The organism is Streptomyces canus (genome assembly GCF_041435015.1).
Taxonomy (GTDB): Bacteria; Actinomycetota; Actinomycetes; order Streptomycetales; family Streptomycetaceae; genus Streptomyces; species Streptomyces canus_G.
This window is the reverse complement of sequence record NZ_CP107989.1, coordinates 1,510,193-1,529,500: the sequence shown is the minus strand read 5'-3', so window position 1 is coordinate 1,529,500 and position 19,308 is coordinate 1,510,193. Positions and strand designations below refer to the sequence as shown.

The following is a 19,308-nucleotide window of genomic DNA, read 5'->3' as shown; positions in this document are numbered from 1 at the left end:
CGTCTCAGCGTGTGAGCACGGCGTCGATGAAGTCCGTCACGTCTGCGAAGACCGCCGCCCTGTTCGTCTCGTTGAACACCTCGTGCCGGGCACCGGCGTAGATCCGCTCGGCGAACGTCCCGCCCCTGAGCTCCTCGACACCGACGCGGCTCCCGGCGAGCGGGACCAGGCGGTCGTCGTCGCCGTGCAGCCACAGCAGCGGCAGCGGGCCGACGTCACCGCTCCCGGACACGGTCTCCAGGGTGCGGGCGAAGGCCTCCACCGTGGGCCGCTTCATCGGACCGTGCCAGACGAGGGGATCGGCCCGGTACGCCGCGCCCACCGCCGGGTCGCGGGAGAGCGAGGCCGGGCTGATGGGCGTGTCGGGGATCTCGTCGAGGGCGAGCAGCGCCCCCGGCAGCTCCCAGGCGCCGATCACCGGCCCCGACAGCACGAGCGCGGCGAGCTCGGTGCCGTACCGCTGGGCGAAGCGGGCGGCGATCAGACCGCCCATGGAGTGCCCGACCATCACGAGGGGCACCCCGGGGTGGGCGTTCCGGGTCATGTCGGCCACCGTGTGCACATCCGTGACCACGTCCTCGAAGTCCTCGATCAGGACGCGCTCGCCTGCGGACCTCCCGTGCCCGGTGTGATCCGGCCCGAAGACGGCCGCGCCGTGCGCCACGAGGACCCCGGCGAGCTCCTCGTACCGGCCGGCGTGCTCGCCGTAGCCGTGCACGAGGAGTGCTACGTACCGGGGCCGGTCGTGGGGCCACTCGCGCACGGTGAGGGGGCCCTGAGTTCCGGCGAGGACGCGCTCGGCCATGTCTCCTCCAGTGGGGCTGCAGTCCGAAACTAGCACTGCTAATCAAAGCTTGCCGGACTCTCGATGGCGACGGTCGGGAGTCCCATCGTGTCGCCGACAGGGAGTGAGGCGGACGGACAGCGGCGGCACGGCGGCCGGCGACCATGTGCGTGGGTGTCGGGCAGGGGGCGCGGTGCCGGTGGAGCGGCACCAGCGGGAGCTCGCCAACAGGACCACTCGGCGAGACGGCACTTACGAGACCGCCTACCTGCACCTAGCATCGGTCTCCGCATGGACACGATGACGCTCTGGCACATTTCCGGTTGGGGTTTCGCCGCGCTCGCCGCCGCGGCGGTGCTCGTCGGCTTCTCCAAGACGGCCGTGAGCGGTGCCAACACGGTCAGCCTCGCGATCTTCGCCGCCGTGCTGCCCGCCCGCGCCTCCACCGGCGCCCTGCTGCCGATCCTGATCGCCGGGGACGTGCTCGCGGTGCTCACCTACCGCCGGCACGCCCACTGGCCCACCCTCTGGCGCCTGTTCCCGGCGGTCGCGGTCGGCGTGGTCGCCGGCACGCTGTTCCTGCAATGGGCGGACGACGGGATCGTACGGACGTCGATCGGCGCGATCCTGCTGTTCATGGCCGCAGTGACGCTGTGGCGCCGTCGCGCGGCCGACTCGACCGAGGAACCCGACGAGGTCGCCACCCGGACGGGCCGCGTCAAGGCCCGTTCCTACGGCGTCCTCGGCGGCTTCACCACGATGGTCGCCAACGCCGGGGGCCCGGTGATGTCGATGTACCTGCTGTCGGCGGGCTTCCGCAAACTCGGCTTCCTCGGCACCTCGGCGTTCTTCTTCCTCATCGTCAACGTCTCCAAAGTGCCCTTCAGCGTCGGCCTCGGCCTGATCGACGGCCACTCGCTGCTGCTCGACCTCGCCCTCGTGGCGTTCGTCGTGCCCGGTGCGTTCCTCGGCAAATGGGCTGTGAACCGGATCAACCAGAGGCTCTTCGAACAGTTGGTGATCGCGGCGACGATCGTGGGCGGCGTACAGCTACTGGTCCACTGACCCGCCCAGCAGCGTCGGCAGGTCCGCGAAGGACTCGATCACGTGGTCGGGCGTGCCACTGGCGGAGCGGCGGGTCTCCGGGAGGTACTTGCCGGTCTTCACGAGCACCCCGGTGAGTCCGGCGCGCTGCGCGGCCAGCACGTCCGACTCGATGTCGTCCCCCACCATCAGCGCCTCGTCCGCCCCGACCCCGAGCCGTGCGAGCGCCGCCTCGAAGAACGCGGGCGACGGCTTGCCGGTGACCTCCGCCTCGGTCCGGGCGGCCTTCTCCAGCCCGGCCAGGAAGGCCCCGGAGTCGAGCTGGAGCCCGTCGTCGGTACGCCAGTACACATTGCGGTGCATCGCCACCAGCCGGGCCCCGCGCTGGAGGTGCGCGAACGCCTGGTTGAGCGCCGCGTAGCCGAACTCGGGCCCGGCACCCCCGAGGACGACGACATCGACGTCCTCGGACTCGCCACCCACAAGCGTGACGCCCGGGAGATCCTCGGAGATGTCCCCACTGTTCAGCAGGGTGCAGCGCGCGCCGGGACAGTGCTCGGCCAGATACGCGGCGGTGACCGCGGGCGCGGTGAGAATGTCCTGCGCCGACACGGCGAATCCCGCCCCCTCCAGCACCGAGGCGATCGCCGCCCGTGTCCGCGAGGTCGTATTGGTCACCAGCGCGACCCCGAAACCGGCCTCCCGAACCTCCCGCAACGCCGCCACCGCCCCCGGCAACGGCTCCCACGACACGGTGAGAACCCCGTCGATGTCGATCAGGACCGCGCGCACGGATGCCATGCCCGGACGATAACCACGGACGGACGCGAGCGCCTGTCGTCGTGCGTCTCGCATGCGCTGCCGTCGGCCGACGGCAGCGCACCCGCCGGGCCGACTTCCGCCCCTGACCTCGTACGCTACCCGCCATGGCCCCCCACATCCTGATCCTCGGCGGCACCACCGAGGCCCGCGAACTGGCCGCCGTGCTCACGGCGCGGCCGGGAGTTCGGGTGACCACCTCTCTCGCGGGGCGGGTGACCCGGCCGGGCGCGGTCGCGGGGGAGGTGCGAATCGGGGGGTTCGGCGGAGCGGCGGGGTTGGCCGACTGGATGCGGGAGGAGCACGTCGACGCTCTGATCGACGCCACCCATCCCTTCGCCCGTGCGATCACCGCGCACGCGGCGCAGGCAGCTGCGGCGACCGGTGTGCGCACCGTGGTGCTGCGCCGCCCGGGCTGGCGCCCCGGACCGGGGGACCGCTGGCATCAGGTCGACTCCCTCGCTGAGGCCGCCGCGTTGCTGCCGGGCCTCGGTCGGCGAGTGTTCCTGACCACCGGCCGCATGGAGCTCGCCGCCTTCGCCCACCTCAGCGAACTGCACTTCGTCGTACGGTCGGTGGAGCTGCCCGAGCCGCCCATGCCCCCGCACACCGAAGTGCTCCTGGCCCGGGGCCCGTTCACGGTGGCCGACGAGTCGACGCTCCTCTACGACCACTGCATCGACGTCCTGGTGACCAAGGACAGCGGGGGAGCGGCCACGTCCGCCAAACTCACGGCCGCCCGCGAACTGGCCCTGCCCGTAGTGGTCGTACGCCGACCGCCCCTCCCGGAGGGGGTCGGCTCCGTGCCGGACGTGGCGGGAGTGCAGCGGTGGCTGGATCGCAACTCGCCGTGACGCAGGGAGGCGGCCACGAACCCGCTCAGGAGGTACAGCTGCCCGCCGACGTCTTCGCGGTCGTGTCCACCGCTGCCTTCAGGTCCGTGCCCGAGGAGCGGCCGATGTCCTGCTGACCCCGGCCGCCGGCCAGTTGCTCCACGCCATGCCGACGACCCGGGCCCCCGCGCGCCCGCCCGGGTGTGCGAGGCAGCGCGGTGCCCACGAGGGTCTGGTCGAGGCCGGCGAACAGCATCCCCGGCATGATCGTCACGAAGACGACATTGCGGCGGCGCGCGTCCAGCACGGGCGGCGGGCGGCGCCGGGAGAGGCGGTGTCCTTGCATGTCAGGGCGGTTCGCTCGGGTGCGGCCCCGGCCGTGGGCCTACCGCTGCTTCGGGTCCCGGCGCAGCAGATACGTGTCCATGATCCAGCCCTTGCGCTCCCGGGCCTCGGCACGCAGCCGCTCGATCCGGGGCGCGGCCTCGGCGATCGGCCCGGAGACGAGGATCTCGTCCGGCGTGCCTATGTACGCGCCCCAGTAGATGTCGATGTCCTGGTCGGCGTACGCGCGGAAGGCCTGGTGGGCGTCGAGCATCACGACCACGTCGTCCACCCCCTGGGGGAAGCCCTCGGCGAGACGGCGGCCGGTGGTGATCTGGACGGGCCGCGCGACGCGGTTCAGCCCGGTGCGGTGCCGTGCCACCAGCGCCGACACACTGCTGATGCCCGGCACGACGTCGTACGCGAAGGACACCGAGCCGCGCTCCAGGATCTCCTCCAGGATGCCGAGCGTGCTGTCGTACAGCGCCGGATCTCCCCACACCAGGAACGCGCCGCTCTCCTCCTCGCCCAGCTCCTCGGTGATCAGCCGCTCGTAGATGTCGGCACGGGCGCTGCGCCAGTCCCCGACGGCGGGGGAGTAGGCGGCGCCGCCCGCACCGCGGTCCCGCTCCGGATCCCGGGCCTCCACCACCCGGTACGACCCCTCGGGTATGTGCGCGTCCAGAATGTCCCGGCGCAGCTGCGTCAGGTCGCTCTTCACCTCGCCCTTGTCCAGGACGAAGAACACGTCCGTGCTCCGCAGCGCCCTGACCGCCTGGAGGGTCAGCTGCTCGGGGTCGCCCGCGCCGATACCGATGACATGAATCTTTCGCACCCCCCGAGTCTGCCCCACGCAACTGACCGCACGTACACCGCGTCCATCAGGGCTGCCCGCGAGGCTTTGCGGCGGACGGGGCGGTGTGGCCGGCTGGGGGCAACCGGAATTGTTCGGCAGCTGGGGGCGATCGCGGCTCGTCTCGCCGGGGATCGATCAGGGCTGTCCGGCCAGCCGGGGGCAGCCGGGGTCGTGCGTGCAGTTGTCCGCGGGGCAGGCGGCAGCCGGATGGTGTGCGTGACCGTGTCGATAGGGGCTGTTCGGTCCGCGGGGAGTGGCCGGGCCATGTGTGCAGTCGGTTGGCAGCCTGGGGCTGTCCGCGGGGCAGGCGGCAGCCGGGGGTGAGGCGGCGACGGTCCGCCGTGACGCGGGAGGCTGCAACTCCCCAGGGGCGCGGGGAACTGCGCGACCAGCCCCCCACCGGCCTGCAGACGCGCAAGGACCCGACGAGGTACCCCCGTAGGCACCCGGCTCAGGCCCCGCGCACGCGACCCGCGGGGAACTGCGCGACCAGCCCCCAGTCACCCGCACCCACCCGACAACCCGACCCGGCACTCCAGATGAGGCCTAACCGCGCAGCCGCGGTGCCCGTGCCCCCGCGTCGACGCTCGTGCCGGTCTCCTCCACCTGGTCCGCGAGCCGCCGGGCCCAGTCCGCCAGCCCCGCGAGATCCATTCCGTACGGCCGTCCCCGCTCGGCAGCCGACGCGGCCCACTCCTCCACGGCCCCGGCGCCCCGCCGCAGCAGCCGCGCCCCGCCCGTGACGTTCCCCCGGGCCGCGTGGGTCAGCCCCACGGCGAGCTGGGCCAGCCCCCGCCACAGGGCGCGCTCCTCGTCGGGACCCGACTTCCAGGCGTCCTCGAAGACCTCGTGCGCATGAAACGGGCGCCCCGCGTCCAGCAGTTCCTGGGCCTCGGCCACGGTGTCCTGCGGGGTGCGTACCACGCCCTCCGGCTGCCGGGCGACGCCCTCGGCGCCGTACGGCAGTGGCCGCCCGAGCCCGTCCCGCGGCCGGGCGTTGCGCGCCCGCCCGTCGCTGTCCCGGTCCCGCGCGCCCGTCTGCCGTCCTGAGGATGTACTGGCCATACGTCGATTGTCCCGCGCCGGGTGCCCGCTTCGGCCCCGCCCCCGACGTGGGGTAAAGTTCTGTACGCGCGTTCACGCGGTCCACCGCGGGGCAGCGCACCGGGACGTGGCGCAGCTTGGTAGCGCACTTGACTGGGGGTCAAGGGGTCGCAGGTTCAAATCCTGTCGTCCCGACTTGCGAAGTAGCAGGTCGGAGGTCATTTCCGGTTGATCGGAAGTGGCCTCTTCGTCATTTTTGCCTTGATATCCGTCCGGCCGACAGTGCGCGGCCGCGCCCAACTGGCGCCCCCATCGGGTTCGGCGGACTCCTCCATGTCGAACAGATCGCGCACCCTGCCGTAGAGCGGCGGAAGCAGCCGAAGGCAATCGTCCCCTCATCCCTGCCCACAGGTTCGCTGGGTCGGTCCCACCGGTGGGCCAGGCTGGGCGATTTGATGCGATATGTGCTTGATCTTGGCTTATGCAGTCTTTAGTGTTCGCCCGGGAGGGAAACGCTGCGAGGTCCGAGTCCCGTGCCACCGTCCGGAAGCGAGGTGTGGAGCGCGTGCACACGAGGTGCGGCTGCCGGCCCGTTTCGGGTCAGAAGGGACGCCCCAGAGGGACGCGATGGCTACGGGCGTTCGCCGTACTGCCGTTGCTGGCGTCGGTGCTCGCCGCTTGTGGCAGTGACGAGGGCTCCGGTAGGCCCACCCTCAACTGGTACAACTTCCCCGACGACTCCGGTGCGCTCCAGAAGGCGGCCGACCGGTGCAGCCAGGCGTCGGGCGGCCGCTACAGGATCAGCTACAACAAGCTCCCGCGTGCCGCGGACGGTCAGCGTCAGCAGCTTGTCCGCAGACTCGCGGCTGAGGACGACTCGCTCGACATCCTGGGCCTGGACGTCACCTGGGCGGCGGAGTTCGCCGAGGCACGCTGGATCCGGGAATGGACGGGGCCGGCGAAGCGTAAGGCCGTCGAGGGCACCCTGCGCGTGCCGCTGCAGACCTCGACCTGGAAAGGCAAGCTGTACGCCGTCCCGTACAACACCAACACCCAGCTCCTGTGGTACCGCAAGGACCTGGTGCCCACCCCGCCCAGGACCTGGGCCGAGATGCTGGACATGGCAGGCGCCCTCGCCCGGCAGGGCAAACCGCACTTCGTGGAGATCCAGGGCGCCCAGTACGAGGGCCTGACCGTCTGGTTCAACACGCTGATCAACAGTGCGGGCGGCTCCATCCTCAACGCGAGCGCGACCGAGCCCTCCCTCGGTCCTCCTGCCGTGCGGGCCGCGGGGATCATGCGTGATCTGGCGAAGTCCCCGGCCGCGGACCCCTCCCTGTCCAACCAGATGGAGGACCAGAACCGCCTCGCCATGGAGTCGGGGACGGCGGCGTTCGAGCTCAACTACCCGTTCGTCTATCCGTCGATGAAGGCGAACAACCCCGAGCTGTTCAAGAACTTCCGCTGGGCGCCGTACCCTCGGGTCGACGCGAACCGCCCGGCACGGCCCACCATCGGCGGCATCGATCTGGCGGTGAGCGCCTACTCGCGCCACCCAGACCTGGCCTTCGAGGCGGCGTTGTGCCTGCGCAACCGGGAGAACCAGCTCACCGCCGCGCTCGAGGGCGGTCTGCCGCCCACCCTGCGCGCCCTGTACGACGAGCCCGCGTTCATGAAGGAGTACCCCTTCTCCGCGCAGGTGCTGGCCGCCCTGGAGTCGGCGAGCGTGCGCCCGATCACCCCGGTCTACCAGAACGTGTCGATCGCGGTCTCCCACACGCTGTCTCCGCCGTCCGCGATCAAACCGGAGAGCTCCGTCAACACCATCAGGGAGCAGATCGACGATGCCTTGCGATCCGAGGGTGTGATCCCGTGAACCACCTCCTCCCGCATCACTCCGTCAACCGGCGCCGCAGCGCGCGGGCCTCGTCCTCGGACGGCCCGAGATGAGCACGCGGGCGCAACCGGCCGCAACCCCGCCGCCTCCCGAGGCGGAGACGGAGCAGGCGGGGCCGGACCGGGCGGCACTCTCGGCGGGCGCCAGGCAGGAGCGGCGGCTCGGCTGGCTGCTCTGCGCGCCCGCGGTCGTCGTCATGATCGCTGTGACCGCCTACCCCATCGGGTACGCCGTCTATCTGTCCCTCCAGCGGTACGACCTGCGCTTCCCGGGACAGGCGAAGTTCGTGGGCCTGAGCAACTACGGATCGGTGCTGTCCTCCCCGTTCTGGTGGGACGCCTTCTGGGTCACGCTGTTCATCACCGCCGTGTCCGTGACGATCGAACTGGTCCTCGGAATGGGGCTCGCCCTGGTCATGCACCGCACGATCTTCTGGCGCGGCGTCGTCCGCACGTCGGTCCTCATTCCGTACGGGATCGTCACCGTCGTCGCCGCCTTCTCCTGGCAGTACGCCTGGACCCCGGAGCTCGGATACCTCGCCGCACTGTTGCCCAGCGGGGAGGCCCCGCTGACCGAGCAGTGGCCCGCCCTCTGGCTGATCATCCTCGCCGAGGTGTGGAAGACGACGCCGTTCATGGCCCTGCTGCTGCTCGCGGGCCTCGCGCTGGTCCCCGAGGAGACCTTGAAGGCGGCCATGGTGGACGGTGCCACCGCCTGGCAGCGCTTCACCAAGGTCATGCTGCCGCTGATGAAACCGGCCATCCTGGTGGCATTGCTCTTCCGCACACTGGACGCGTTCCGGATCTTCGACAACATCTACATCCTGACCGCGGGCGCCCAGGGGACCGGCTCTCTGTCGATCCTCGGGTACGACAACCTGTTCACCTCGCTGAACCTGGGTATCGGGTCGGCGATCTCGGTCCTGATCTTCATCTGCGTCGGGATCATCGCCTTCGCCTTCGTCAAACTGTTCGGCACGGCAGCACCGGGCGCGGAGGTGAAGCGCTGATGGCCGCGGCGGGAAAGACACATGCCGCCCGATGGGGCGTCTTGAACGTGGTGGTGGTGCTGTACGCCCTGTTCCCGGTGTGGTGGATCGCCGCGCTGTCGTTCAAGGACCCCGGCACCCTCACGGACGGCGACTACATCCCCAGGGACTGGACCCTGGAGAACTACCGGGGCATCTTCGACACCTCAGAGTTCACCCGCGCACTGATCAACTCGATCGGTATCGCCCTGATCGCCACGGTGATCGCGGTGGCGCTGGGCACCATGGCCGCCTACGCGGTGGCCAGGCTGCGCTTCCCCGGCAAGCGGGTGCTCATCGGCATGTCACTGCTGATCGCCATGTTCCCCCCGATCTCCCTGGTGTCGCCCCTGTTCAACATCGAACGGATCATCGGGATCTTCGACACCTGGATCGGGCTGATCATCCCGTACATGACCTTCTCCCTGCCGCTTGCGATCTACACCCTGTCGGCGTTCTTCCGGGAGATCCCCTGGGATCTGGAGAAGGCGGCCAAGGTCGACGGGGCGACGCCCGCGCAGGCTTTTCGGTTGGTCATCGCGCCGCTGGCCGCGCCGGGCGTCTTCACCACGGCCATTCTCGTGTTCATCTTCTGCTGGAACGACTTCCTGTTCGCGATCTCGCTGACGTCCACCGAGGCCGCGCGCACAGTGCCGGCCGCGATCGCGTTCTTCACGGGGAGCTCCCAGTTCCAGCAGCCCACAGGGTCGATCGCCGCCGCCGCTGTGGTCATCACCATCCCGATCATCGTTTTCGTCCTGCTCTTCCAACGGCGGATCGTCGCCGGACTGACCTCCGGGGCAGTCAAGGGGTGAACGGGCCGACCGCGGCAGACAGGCCACCGGTCCGAGACACCGACCGCAGTGCTCGGACCCGGAAGGCATGAAGGCAAGGAGGCACCACCATGGCCGAGATCATCCTCGAGGGAGTCACCAAGCGCTTTCCCGACGGGGCCCTCGCCGTGAAGGACGTGGACCTCGAGATCACCGACGGCGAGTTCGTGATCCTGGTCGGTCCGTCGGGATGCGGCAAGTCCACCACCCTGAACATGATCGCCGGACTTGAGGACATCACCGAGGGCACCCTGCGCATCGGAGACCGGGTCGTCAACGACCTGGCTCCCAAGGAACGCGACGTCGCCATGGTGTTCCAGAGCTATGCCCTGTACCCACACATGAACGTCCGGGAGAACATGGGCTTCCCGCTGCGCCTGGCCAAGGTGGACAAGGACACCATCAACGCCAAGGTGACGGAAGCCGCCCGGATCCTCGACCTCACCGATCACCTGGACCGCAAGCCCGCCAACCTCTCGGGCGGTCAGCGCCAGCGGGTGGCCATGGGGCGGGCGATCGTCCGTGATCCCAAGGCGTTCCTGATGGACGAGCCACTGTCCAACCTGGACGCCAAACTCCGGGTACAGATGCGCACTCAGATCTCCCGGCTGCAGCGGAGCCTCGGCACGACCACCGTGTACGTCACCCACGACCAGACCGAGGCGATGACGCTCGGCGACCGGGTCGTGGTCATGAGGCAGGGCCTGGTCCAGCAGATCGGCACACCTGCCGAGCTGTACGACTTGCCGCGCAACATCTTCGTCGCGGGCTTCATCGGCTCCCCGGCGATGAACTTCCTGAACGCCACTCTGGAGGGCGGTGCCCTGCGCTCGTCCCTGGGCGACCTGACTCTCGACGACCGTACGAGGCAGGCGCTGGAAAGGCAGAACGCGCCCCGCGAGGTCATCGTCGGGCTACGACCGGAGGCATTCGAGGACGTGGCCCTGTCACAGGGTGAAGACCGGACAGGCCCGGTCTTCACCGCCACCGTGGAGGTACTGGAGTCGCTGGGCTCCGACGCGTATGTCTACTTCGCCGCGGAGGGCGGGCCCGTGACGACCACCGAACTGGAGGAGCTCGCCAAGGACTCGGGCCTGCGCGACACCGGTGCCGACACCCATCAGATCGTGGCCCGCCTGGACGCCGCCACGCGTGCCCACGAGGGCGAACCGGTAGAGCTGCAGGTCGACATGGCCAAGGCTCACGTGTTCGACCCGGCGACCGGAGCGAACCTCACGCATCCAGTGAGGGCGGACTGACGATGCACCACAGGGCGCGATCCGCATCCGTGTACACGGCGACTCAACGGGCGGCTGGTCGTTGTCGACTGCGAAGGTGTCCCGGAAAGGGGATGTTCCCTGTGGAGGTGGCGCGTGGTGTCAGGCGCCACCGGCGGCCGGTGTAAGGCGCTCGTCTGAATCGGCTTGGGGCCAGTTGGGGACCACACGGTGTGCGCGATGGTGCCCGGTAGGGCTGTCGACGCACCACACACGCCCGGTGTGCGTCTGTCATGTGCCGACAACGCAGGTGACCCGCACTCCTGGGGGTCAAGGGGTCGCAGGTTCACATCCTGTCGTCCCGACGGCGCGAAGGGTCTTCGCAGGCGAGAGCCTGTGAGGGCCCTTTTCGTGTGTTCCGGCGCCTCTGGAGGGCTCCACGACGGCGGCAACCTCGCCGAGTCCTGCGGCGACCTACAGGCGAAGTTCCGGACGGCTCCCGCCCCGGTACGCGTCAGCAAGCGGCCCGGCCCGCCGGCGGGAGGCGTTCCGCACCGCCTCACCCCCACCCGGGCCGCCCTGCGGACCGGATCCGACGAACCGAGGAACCCCCACATGACCGACACCGAACGAAACGAGCCCTCCGGCTTACGGCGGCGCAGTGTCCTGCTCGGCGCAGCCGCCGGCGCGCTCGCCCTCGGCGCAGGGCCCCTGGCGACCCCGGCGCAGGCCGCGTCCTTCGTCAAGGGCGCCGACGTCAGCTGGCTGCCGCAGATGGAGGCGCGGGGCTACTACTGGAACAACAGCGCCGGAGCGCGCCAGGACCTGTTCACCATCCTCAAGGGCTACGGCATCACCGCGATCAGCTTGCGGACCTGGGTCAACCCGTCCAGCGATCCGGCCAACGGGCACTGCTCCATCGAGGAGACGGCTCAGCTGGCGAAGCGCGCCAAGGACGCCGGCCTGCAGGTCCTCATCGGCTTCCACTTCGGCGACACCTGGAACTCGGTCGGGGTGCAGAACCCGCCGGCGGCCTGGGCGAGCATGACCTACGGCCAGATGCTCGACGCCATGTACGACTACGTCTACCACGCGTGCAACATCATCAAGTACTACGGCGTCACACCGGCCTGGGTGAAGATCGGCAACGAGACCAACTCCGGCATCTGCAAGCCGGTCGGCAGCATCAGCCGCCCCGCCCAGATGACGGGCCTGCTGAACGCGGCGCACGACATGTCCAAGCAGGTCTTCCCGAGCACGCCGGTGCTGGTGCACCTGGCCCAGCCGCAGAACCTGGCCGGCGTCCAGAACTTCCTCAACGCCTACCGGGACAACGGCGGAAGGTGGGACATCACCGGCCTGTCCTCGTACGCGCAGGGCGGCAACGTGCCCGCCGTGCTGGCCAACATGCAGACCATCCAGTCCGGTTACGGCAAGCCGGTCATGCAGGTGGAGTACGGCGGGCCGGTCGGCAAGCCCACCCAGGTGCGCGACTCGCTGCGGGCGTTCGTCACCGGGCTGCAGGGCTTCGGCGGCCTCGGCACCTTCTTCTGGGAGCCCGAGGGCTACCCGTCGTTCAACAACTACAACAGCTCTGCCTGGGACGAGAGCACACGGCGGCCCACCGCGGCCATGGACGGATTCCTCAACGGGTGAACCAGGAGTCAGTGATGAGTTCTGCCACGTTTGTCGGGCGTGCCCTGCTGATCTCGGCGGTCACCCTGAGCCCCTTCGCGACCCCCGCCGGTTCGGTGGCCGTGAGCAACGCCGCAGCGGCAGCCGCCTATTACGTGGCCCCAGGTGGCAACGACGGTGCCGCGGGCACCCAGGCCGCTCCCTGGGCGACGATCGCCCACGCGCAGGCCGTGGCCCAGCCGGGTGACACCGTGTACTTCCGGGGCGGCACCTACCGCTACACCCGCGCGAACAGCGACTGTACGAGCCGGACGGCCAGGGTCGACGCCATCACCCTGAACAGGAGCGGCAGTTCGGGAAGCCCGATCCGCTACTGGGCCTACCCGGGGGAGAAGCCCGTGTTCGACTTCTCGGGCATGACGGACGACTGCCGGATCAAGGGCTTCGACGTCACCGGGAACTGGCTCCACCTCAAGGGGCTGGAGGTCACCGGGGTCCGCCAGAACAACAACCTCAACCACGAGTCCTGGGGAATCTGGATCTCGGGGAGCAACAACACCTTCGAGCAGATCGACACCCACCACCACATGGGACCCGGCCTGTTCATCCAGAACGGCGGCAACAACCTCGTCCTCAACTCCGACGCGCACGACAACTACGACACCAACTCCTCCAACGGGGCCGGGGAGAACGCCGACGGGTTCGGCGCGCACATCTCGGCGGGCAACCCCGGGAACGTGTTCCGGGGCTGCCGCGCGTGGTGGAACGCCGACGACGGCTTCGACCTCATCAGCGCCTACTCGTCCGTGACCATCGAGAACTCCTGGGCGTGGCGCAACGGGTACATGCCGGGAACGACCACCGCGGCCGGCAACGGAACGGGCTTCAAGGCGGGCGGCTACGGCGGCGACTACGACGCCGGCGCAGTAAAGCACACCGTGCGCACGTCGGTGGCGTTCCTCAACAGGGCGTCCGGCTTCTACGCCAACCATCACCCGGTCGCCAACGACTACTTCAACAACACCGGTTACGGCAATCACCCCGACTTCAACATGCTGGGAGTCGACTCCGGCGGCGCCGACGTCGGCCGGGGCAACCTGCGCAACAACCTCGCGTACACGGGCACGTTGACGTCGAACATGACCGGCACGAGTGCCGCGAACAACTCGTGGAACCTGGGCGTCGCCCTGTCGGACGCGCAGTTCCAGAGCGTGTCGACGTCCGGCTGGGACGCGTCGCGCCAGGCCGACGGGAGCCTGCCCGTGCTGTCCGGCCTTCGCCCCACGGCCAGCAGCACCTTGATCGACAAAGGCGTGAACGTCGGGTTGCCGTACAAGGGGCAGGCGCCGGATCTCGGTGCCTTCGAGATCTCCTGAACCGAGTGCCGTTCCCGGTCGGCCGCCGCTGACGAGCGCTCCGGCATCGCGAACCCCCCGATCCGGTCGCGTTGTCAGTGGCGGCTGCCATGATCCGACCATGCTCTCCCACACTCAGGAGCCGGACCTCGCAGGGCGGCTGATGCGTGCGCTGACCGACCCGGGCTTCGAGATCGAGGTCCCGTACGGTGAGCTGCCGCGGCTGTCCGACGAGGAGCTCGGGACGCTTCTGCCGGAGGCCCGCCGTGTGCATCTGTCGGCCCCGGGCAGGTCGACGAGGCTCGCCCACGCGATCGAGCACGCCGCCAGGGACCGTCGGCCGCGCTACACACCCGACGCGTGCCGCCGGATGTTCGAGGTGCTCGTGGAGCGGAGCGAGGAGCGCGGGTGGGTGGACATCACGCGGGGCGTGCAGGCGCTTGAGCAGTGCAGCGGCCCGCTTCCCGATGTCTCCGCCCCGGTCCTGACCCTGGTCGAGACCCTCCTGGCCAAGGACACCCTGAACCAGCTGCATCCGCTGATCGCGGTCGCGCGGCTCGCGGGCGAGGACACCCTGCACGCGGTCGTGGAGCGTCTCTCCCATGGCATGGGCCCCATCGTCGCGGACGAGATCGCCGTCGTCGTCGGTCTCGCCCCGGCCGAACAGGCCCGGCTGTCCGAGCTGGACCGGCAGCACAGGCTCATCCAGGCGCCGAACGCCCCTGACACGTGGAAGCTGTTCGCGGAGAACCCCGCCTACGTCGCGTTCGCCCGCCGAGCCCTGGAGGCGGCGGCCGAACGTGCCGACGCGATCCACGCCGGCGGGATCCCCTACCGGGCGGACAAGGCCTTCACGGACCGGGAGGTCATCACCCTCGGACAGGCGGCACGGGTCGCTCTGCTGCGTGACGAACCCTGGCTGCCGGACCTGTTCGACCATCTCCTGCCCGGCATCACCCTCGCCCCGACCGCGGCGAGGACTCTCCCCTCCCAGGCCCTCCTGTACGAACTCGTCCGTGCCGCACAGGACTTCCCCACCCCCGAACTGGTCACGTCGCTGCGGACCGTCCGCAAGAGCGTCCGGCACGCCGGAGTCCCGAAGCAGCTCGACAAGATGCTCAGGAAGGTCGAGGCGGCCCTCGCCGAGCGGACCGACGTGGCGCTACGGCTCCCCGCGCTCGGCTTCGACGACGAGGGCGTCCTGCGCCGTGAGGCGGGCGACGGCTACGCCGCGGTCGTCACCGTCACCGACACCGCCACACTGACCTGGCACAAGGACAACCGCCCCCTGCGCGGTGTCCCCGCGCCCGTACGCCGTGAACAGCCCGCCCTCGTCAGGGAACTGCGCGACCTCGTCAAGCGCGTGGACGCCCAACTCCTCACCCTGGCACGCGCGTTGGAAGGCGGTTACACCGTCGACGCGGTACACCCGTACGGCTGGTGGCGGGCCGCGCTCGCCGGGCATCCGCTCGCCCGGGGTGTCGTACGCCGACTGATCTGGGAGGTCGAGGTCGCGCCCGGCGCCTGGCGGGCCGTACTGCCCGGGGCCGGAGAACTGCCCGAGGCGCCCGACGACGCCGCCGTACGGCTGTGGCACCCGCTCCGCTCCGAGCCTGACGCCGTGCGGGCCTGGCGCGATCTGCTGGTCGAGCGGCAGATACGGCAGCCCTTCAAGCAGGCCTTCCGGGAGATCTATCTCCTCACCCCGGCCGAGGCGGAGACCCGTGTCTACTCCAACCGCTTCGCCGCGCATCTTGTCCACTACCACCGGATGTTCGCGCTGTTCAGAGCCCGGGGATGGGCGAGCGACCGGCTCGGGCCCTGGGACGGCGGCGACGAGGACGCGGCGGAGCGGACGCTCGGAGCGGGGCAGTGGCGGGCCCGCTTCCACCACGGACTCGCCGACCGGCAGGGTGAGGATCTGCTGGCCGCGACCGACCAGGTGCGCTTCGCCCGCCGGGTTGCGGGCGACTGGCAGGAGACCCCGCTCACCGACGTGCCCCGGCTGGTGTTCAGCGAGGCCATGCGCGACGTGGACCTCTTCGTCGGCGTGACCTCGATCGCCGCGGACCCCCAGTGGACCGACCGGGGCCCCGAGCGCGCCTACTGGGAGCGGGCCGGGTTCGCCGAGCTGACCGCGAGCGCGGAGGCGCGCAGGGACGTCCTCGCGCGGATCCTGCCCCGGCTGAAGATCAGCGACCGGTGCTCGCTCGACGGCCGCCACCTCGTCGTACGAGGCAGCTTGCGGACGTACCGGATTCATCTGGGCTCGGCGAACATCCTGATGGAGCCCGACAACTCCTATCTGTGCATCGTCCCGGCGCGGGGGAAGGGCGGCGGCAAGGTGTTCCTGCCGTTCGAGGACGACCGGCTGTCGGTGGTCCTCAGCAAGGCGTTCCTGCTCGCCGACGACATGAAGATCACCGACCCGACGATCCTCGCGCAGCTCGGGCGGTGTACCTGAACCCGCGCGAGTGATCGAGGACCCCGCGGATGGACGCGGCCGGCTCGCCGTCCTCACCGACGAGGGCATGACCCTGCTGGAGCAGGCCGCTCCCGGACACGTCGAAGCAGTGCGCCGGGCCGTCTTCGACGCGCTCAGCCGGGAGCAGGTGCGCCAACTCGCCGAGATCGGGGAGGCGATCGGGGAGGCGTTGCACCGGGTGGAGAGTGCGGAGGCGGATCCGGCGGTGCTGCCTTGGAGGCGGCGCTGAGGAAGGGTGCGGCGCCGGTGCGCGGACCGGTGGTCAGGCTTGGACCGGGGCGCGGCGACTTCGCGGGCTGACGGTCGGTTCGGCGCGGAGTCGGGCGGGCTGCGGGGAAGTTCGGGGGGTTTGTCGGATCGGCGGGGACGGGGCTGATGTCCTGTCGGGTGGGCGGGTGTCCCGGGATTCCGGGGGCCTGTCGGGTCGGCCGGGCTCCGAGGCGGTGCGGTCGGCCGGGACCGCTATGTCCCGTGCAAATCGGCCAGGGGTCGATGTTCCGTTGGGACGGCCGGGTGCCTGAGGTTCTGTCGGATTGGCTGAGGCTCGATGTCCCGTGGGAGCATCCGGAATGGTGGACTCCGAAAGCGGTCGAGTCCGTCCAGAACGCCGATGGTCCGTCGATCGGTCAGGACCCCGAAGCTCCGCCGGCTCGGCTCAGGCCCGTGATTCCCTGTCGGGCCGGTTCTGGGCGGTGGATGCCGCGGGGGCGGTAACCCAGTTCGGCGGTGCGGCCCAGCAGGTCGGCGAGGTACCAGACGATGGCGAGCCACATCTCCGTGCCCTGGAGCCCGGGCTCGGGTCCGGGGCCGGCGGCGCCCGGGCCGAAGCCGAAGCCCCGGCCGTCCTGCCAGCGCGGCAGAACCGTGGCCAGTTGTCGCTCGGCCCAGTCGTGGATCTCGCCGGAGCGGTAGCCGTCGGCGCCGCGCCCGAGCTGCTGGGTGCACAGCCACAGGGGATGGGCGACATCCAGCACATTGCAGGCGTTCTCCCGGCCGGGACCGAAGTGCCGGGCGTCGCGCGCGTGGTCCAGGACCGCGTCCACGACCCGTTCCGGATACGGCACCGGCAGCCCGAACTGCGCGAACGAGCCCCGCGTCAGCCGGTAGTAGCCGTTGACCACCTGGAGCCGGCCCTCCTCGGCAGAGGGGCTGCCCCATAGCCCGGTCCAGGGATCGGCCCTGGTCAGCAGCCACCCGAACAGCGCCTCCGGCGTCCCGTGGCCGCTGTCGCCGCCGTCGTCGTGCCGCAGGTTCCAATGGGCGGCGGTAGCAAGGCTGTCGACCCAGGCGCCTGCGCCCCACGCACCCGTGAGCCAGGGCAACGCCTCCAGCCGTACGATGAGTTGACGTGCCGTCATGTCCCGTACGCCGCGCACCGGATGGGGGATCCCGGGGCCCAGCAGATCGAGGGCGTAGCCCACGCACAGCACGTGGTACAGCGCCGCTCCCTCCCCGATGAACCCGTCGGCGTCCGCCACCGGCAGCGGCTCGCCGAACTCCGGCACGAGACCGCTCTTCGGATCCTGGAGCCCGCTCAGCCGCCCGATGTGCTCCTCGGTGGACAAGTGCTCCGGCACAGCCCCGAGCAACAGGTCGGCGATCTCCACGGCGTCGCAGTGAGCCCGCACGGTGGGAACGGCGCCGGGCCGATCGACGTACCGCTCACCGTCCCAGCAACGGTCGAGGAGTCCGGCAGCCTGATCCCGGGCGGTGTCGGCGAAGGCAGCCAGGGTGGCTGTGCGGGGGTCGGGTGCGGGGCGGGCGGTAGGCGTACGGTCGCCCCCTGGCCGTATCCCTGACAGATCCGCCACCTCGGCACCCACGGCCGCAGCCACCTCGGCGTCCGCCGCCCCCGCCACCCGCACCGCCCGCCGATCGTGCGGCTCCCCCGGGTCGGGTGCCGGGCGGGGGGTAGGCGTACAGCTGTCATCCGGCTGTCTCCCCGGCGCAGCCGCAGCCGCCTCGGCGTTCGCCGCCCCCGCCACCCACACCGCCCGCCGATCGTGCGCTGCCAGCTGCGGATTGTCGGCGGGGGCCGCTCCGGGCTCGGGGTCGCGTGCCGGGCAGTCGGTAGGCGTGCGGCCGTCATCCTGCCGTTTCCCCGGCGCAGCCGCAGCTGCCTCGGAGTCCGCTGTCCCCGCCACCTGCACCTCCCGTCGATCGTGCGGCGCCCGCTCCTGGTCGCCGGCGGCCGCCCCGGGCTCGGGGTCGGGTGCCGGGTGGGTGGTAGGCGTACAGCTGTCATCCGGCTGTCTACCCGGCGCAGCCGCAGCCGCCTCGGCGTTCGCCGCCCCCGCCACCCACCCCGCCCGCCGATCGTGCGCTGCCGGCTGCGGATTGTCGGCGGGGGCCGCCCCGGGCTCGGGGTCGCGTGCCGGGCGGGTCGTCGGTGTACGGCCGTCATCCGGCCGCATCCCTGGCAGAGCCGGAGTCGCAGCCGCAGCCGCCCTCATCCCCCGCACCTCTCGCCGGTCCCGCAGCACTCGTGCAGGGTTCCCCGCGGCCACCGACCACGCCGGCAGATTCCTCGTGACCACCGCTCCCGCCCCGATCACGCAGTGATCGCCGATGGTCACGCCGTCCACGACGATCACATGGGAGCCGATCCAGACGTCGTCGCCGACCCGGATGCCCCGGCTGGTGAGCGGCTGGCGGTAAACGGGCCGGTCGGGAGCCATGGAGTGGTTGAAGCCGAGCAGCGAGGTGTGGGCGCCGATGCGTACGCCGTCACCGAGTACGACGTTCCCGCGCACCGTGGTGAAGGGGTTGAGCGTGCAGTGGGAGCCGGTGTCCAACTCCCCGGTGACATAGGCGTGCGCGGCGATGTACGAGTCGTCGCCGAGCCGCAGCCGGTCCGGGAACACCGCCGCGGACTCGGCGACGTAACACCGCTCACCGATCCCGGTGTCGCCGCCGACGGTCCGCTGCACCTCCCGCTGCGCGGCGCGCTGTTCTTCGGTCGCCGCGTCGGCGAAGAGCCAGGGGCAGTGGTCGAAGTGCCGTACGGACGGCTGCGACGGATGATCCATACGAGCACGCTAAGCAGCGCGAGGCCCGCGGGGGAAGGGGTGCCGTGCGCGACGCGGCCCGCCCCGGAATGGTAGAAGCGGTCATGACCAACGCGCACTTCTCCTGCTCCTCCCCCCGTCCGGCAG

16 protein-coding genes and 1 tRNA gene are annotated in these 19,308 nt (G+C 70.6%); 11 read left to right on the top strand and 6 right to left on the bottom strand.

Translation table 11 applies throughout. From position 1 onward, the window contains the following. Positions 1–4 precede the first annotated feature (4 nt). A complete protein-coding gene (locus OG841_RS07130) occupies positions 5–805 on the bottom strand; it encodes an alpha/beta hydrolase (protein ID WP_371564071.1) in 801 nt (266 codons plus the stop codon). A 270-nt stretch (positions 806–1,075) separates the two neighbouring features. On the opposite strand from OG841_RS07130, the gene OG841_RS07125 reads away from it, so the two are divergent. After that, on the top strand, positions 1,076–1,849 hold the full coding sequence (locus tag OG841_RS07125; RefSeq protein WP_328642228.1) for a sulfite exporter TauE/SafE family protein: 774 nt from the start codon (positions 1,076–1,078) through the stop codon (positions 1,847–1,849). Here OG841_RS07125 and OG841_RS07120 read toward each other — a convergent pair. Next, on the bottom strand, positions 1,835–2,629 hold the full coding sequence (locus tag OG841_RS07120; RefSeq protein WP_328642229.1) for an HAD-IIA family hydrolase: 795 nt from the start codon (positions 2,627–2,629) through the stop codon (positions 1,835–1,837). The two genes, OG841_RS07125 and OG841_RS07120, sit on opposite strands and share 15 nt — an antisense overlap. A 125-nt stretch (positions 2,630–2,754) precedes the next feature. On the opposite strand from OG841_RS07120, the gene OG841_RS07115 reads away from it, so the two are divergent. Then, positions 2,755–3,501, top strand: coding sequence for a cobalt-precorrin-6A reductase (locus OG841_RS07115; RefSeq protein ID WP_328642230.1), 747 nt, complete (start codon positions 2,755–2,757; stop codon positions 3,499–3,501). A 25-nt stretch (positions 3,502–3,526) separates the two neighbouring features. Here OG841_RS07115 and OG841_RS07110 read toward each other — a convergent pair whose 3' ends face one another. The 3 genes from OG841_RS07110 to OG841_RS07100 form a co-directional block, all read right to left on the bottom strand. Continuing rightward, entirely contained in the window at positions 3,527–3,826 is a 300-nt protein-coding gene (locus OG841_RS07110; protein ID WP_371571056.1) for a hypothetical protein, read from the bottom strand. Between the two features lie 39 nt (positions 3,827–3,865). Continuing rightward, on the bottom strand, positions 3,866–4,639 hold the full coding sequence (gene cobF / locus OG841_RS07105; protein ID WP_328642231.1) for a precorrin-6A synthase (deacetylating): 774 nt from the start codon (positions 4,637–4,639) through the stop codon (positions 3,866–3,868). A gap of 567 nt (positions 4,640–5,206) precedes the next feature. Further along, the gene (locus OG841_RS07100) at positions 5,207–5,725 is read right to left on the bottom strand and encodes a DUF309 domain-containing protein (RefSeq protein ID WP_328642232.1); all 519 of its coding nucleotides are present in this window, start codon (positions 5,723–5,725) and stop codon (positions 5,207–5,209) included. A gap of 100 nt (positions 5,726–5,825) precedes the next feature. Here OG841_RS07100 and OG841_RS07095 point away from each other — a divergent pair. The 9 genes from OG841_RS07095 (at position 5,826) to OG841_RS07055 (ending at position 16,382) form a co-directional block, all read left to right on the top strand. Next, positions 5,826–5,899 (top strand) — tRNA-Pro (locus tag OG841_RS07095). A 472-nt stretch (positions 5,900–6,371) separates the two neighbouring features. Further along, positions 6,372–7,580, top strand: coding sequence for an ABC transporter substrate-binding protein (locus OG841_RS07090; protein WP_371564068.1), 1,209 nt, complete (start codon positions 6,372–6,374; stop codon positions 7,578–7,580). 70 nt (positions 7,581–7,650) lie between these two features. Then, positions 7,651–8,610, top strand: a complete 960-nt coding sequence (locus OG841_RS07085) for a carbohydrate ABC transporter permease (RefSeq protein WP_328642234.1) — start codon at positions 7,651–7,653, stop codon at positions 8,608–8,610. Next, complete coding sequence (locus tag OG841_RS07080) at positions 8,610–9,443, top strand: carbohydrate ABC transporter permease (protein ID WP_328642235.1); 834 nt, start codon at positions 8,610–8,612, stop codon at positions 9,441–9,443. Before OG841_RS07085 ends, OG841_RS07080 begins: the two co-directional genes overlap by 1 nt. A gap of 89 nt (positions 9,444–9,532) precedes the next feature. After that, positions 9,533–10,720 carry an ABC transporter ATP-binding protein gene (locus tag OG841_RS07075; protein ID WP_328642236.1) on the top strand — a complete coding sequence of 396 codons (1,188 nt, stop codon included), beginning with the start codon at positions 9,533–9,535 and terminating at the stop codon, positions 10,718–10,720. A 573-nt stretch (positions 10,721–11,293) separates the two neighbouring features. Beyond that, a complete protein-coding gene (locus tag OG841_RS07070; protein ID WP_365119145.1) occupies positions 11,294–12,334 on the top strand; it encodes a glycosyl hydrolase 53 family protein in 1,041 nt (346 codons plus the stop codon). Positions 12,335–12,348: 14 nt separating this feature from the next. After that, positions 12,349–13,689, top strand: a complete 1,341-nt coding sequence (locus OG841_RS07065; protein ID WP_371564064.1) for a right-handed parallel beta-helix repeat-containing protein — start codon at positions 12,349–12,351, stop codon at positions 13,687–13,689. Between the two features lie 100 nt (positions 13,690–13,789). Next, positions 13,790–16,132 (top strand): DUF4132 domain-containing protein, encoded by a 2,343-nt coding sequence (locus tag OG841_RS07060; RefSeq protein ID WP_371564062.1) that lies wholly within the window; start codon positions 13,790–13,792, stop codon positions 16,130–16,132. Positions 16,133–16,142: 10 nt separating this feature from the next. After that, complete coding sequence (locus OG841_RS07055; protein WP_328642240.1) at positions 16,143–16,382, top strand: hypothetical protein; 240 nt, start codon at positions 16,143–16,145, stop codon at positions 16,380–16,382. 397 nt (positions 16,383–16,779) lie between these two features. Here the strand turns inward: OG841_RS07055 and OG841_RS07050 are convergent, their stop codons facing one another. Beyond that, entirely contained in the window at positions 16,780–19,182 is a 2,403-nt protein-coding gene (locus tag OG841_RS07050; RefSeq protein ID WP_371564060.1) for a DapH/DapD/GlmU-related protein, read from the bottom strand. Positions 19,183–19,308: the final 126 nt, after the last annotated feature.

What these genes read in the sequence shown, in the direction of transcription:
- OG841_RS07050 (WP_371564060.1), bottom strand. Translation starts at nt 19,182, where the DNA reads ATGGATCATCCGTCGCAGCCGTCCGTACGGCACTTCGACCACTGCCCC.
- OG841_RS07075 (WP_328642236.1), top strand. Translation starts at nt 9,533, where the DNA reads ATGGCCGAGATCATCCTCGAGGGAGTCACCAAGCGCTTTCCCGACGGG.
- OG841_RS07115 (WP_328642230.1), top strand. Translation starts at nt 2,755, where the DNA reads ATGGCCCCCCACATCCTGATCCTCGGCGGCACCACCGAGGCCCGCGAA.
- OG841_RS07100 (WP_328642232.1), bottom strand. Translation starts at nt 5,725, where the DNA reads ATGGCCAGTACATCCTCAGGACGGCAGACGGGCGCGCGGGACCGGGAC.
- OG841_RS07120 (WP_328642229.1), bottom strand. Translation starts at nt 2,629, where the DNA reads ATGGCATCCGTGCGCGCGGTCCTGATCGACATCGACGGGGTTCTCACC.
- OG841_RS07125 (WP_328642228.1), top strand. Translation starts at nt 1,076, where the DNA reads ATGGACACGATGACGCTCTGGCACATTTCCGGTTGGGGTTTCGCCGCG.
- OG841_RS07080 (WP_328642235.1), top strand. Translation starts at nt 8,610, where the DNA reads ATGGCCGCGGCGGGAAAGACACATGCCGCCCGATGGGGCGTCTTGAAC.
- OG841_RS07110 (WP_371571056.1), bottom strand. Translation starts at nt 3,826, where the DNA reads ATGCAAGGACACCGCCTCTCCCGGCGCCGCCCGCCGCCCGTGCTGGAC.
- OG841_RS07060 (WP_371564062.1), top strand. Translation starts at nt 13,790, where the DNA reads ATGCTCTCCCACACTCAGGAGCCGGACCTCGCAGGGCGGCTGATGCGT.
- OG841_RS07085 (WP_328642234.1), top strand. Translation starts at nt 7,651, where the DNA reads ATGAGCACGCGGGCGCAACCGGCCGCAACCCCGCCGCCTCCCGAGGCG.
- OG841_RS07070 (WP_365119145.1), top strand. Translation starts at nt 11,294, where the DNA reads ATGACCGACACCGAACGAAACGAGCCCTCCGGCTTACGGCGGCGCAGT.
- OG841_RS07065 (WP_371564064.1), top strand. Translation starts at nt 12,349, where the DNA reads ATGAGTTCTGCCACGTTTGTCGGGCGTGCCCTGCTGATCTCGGCGGTC.
- OG841_RS07130 (WP_371564071.1), bottom strand. Translation starts at nt 805, where the DNA reads ATGGCCGAGCGCGTCCTCGCCGGAACTCAGGGCCCCCTCACCGTGCGC.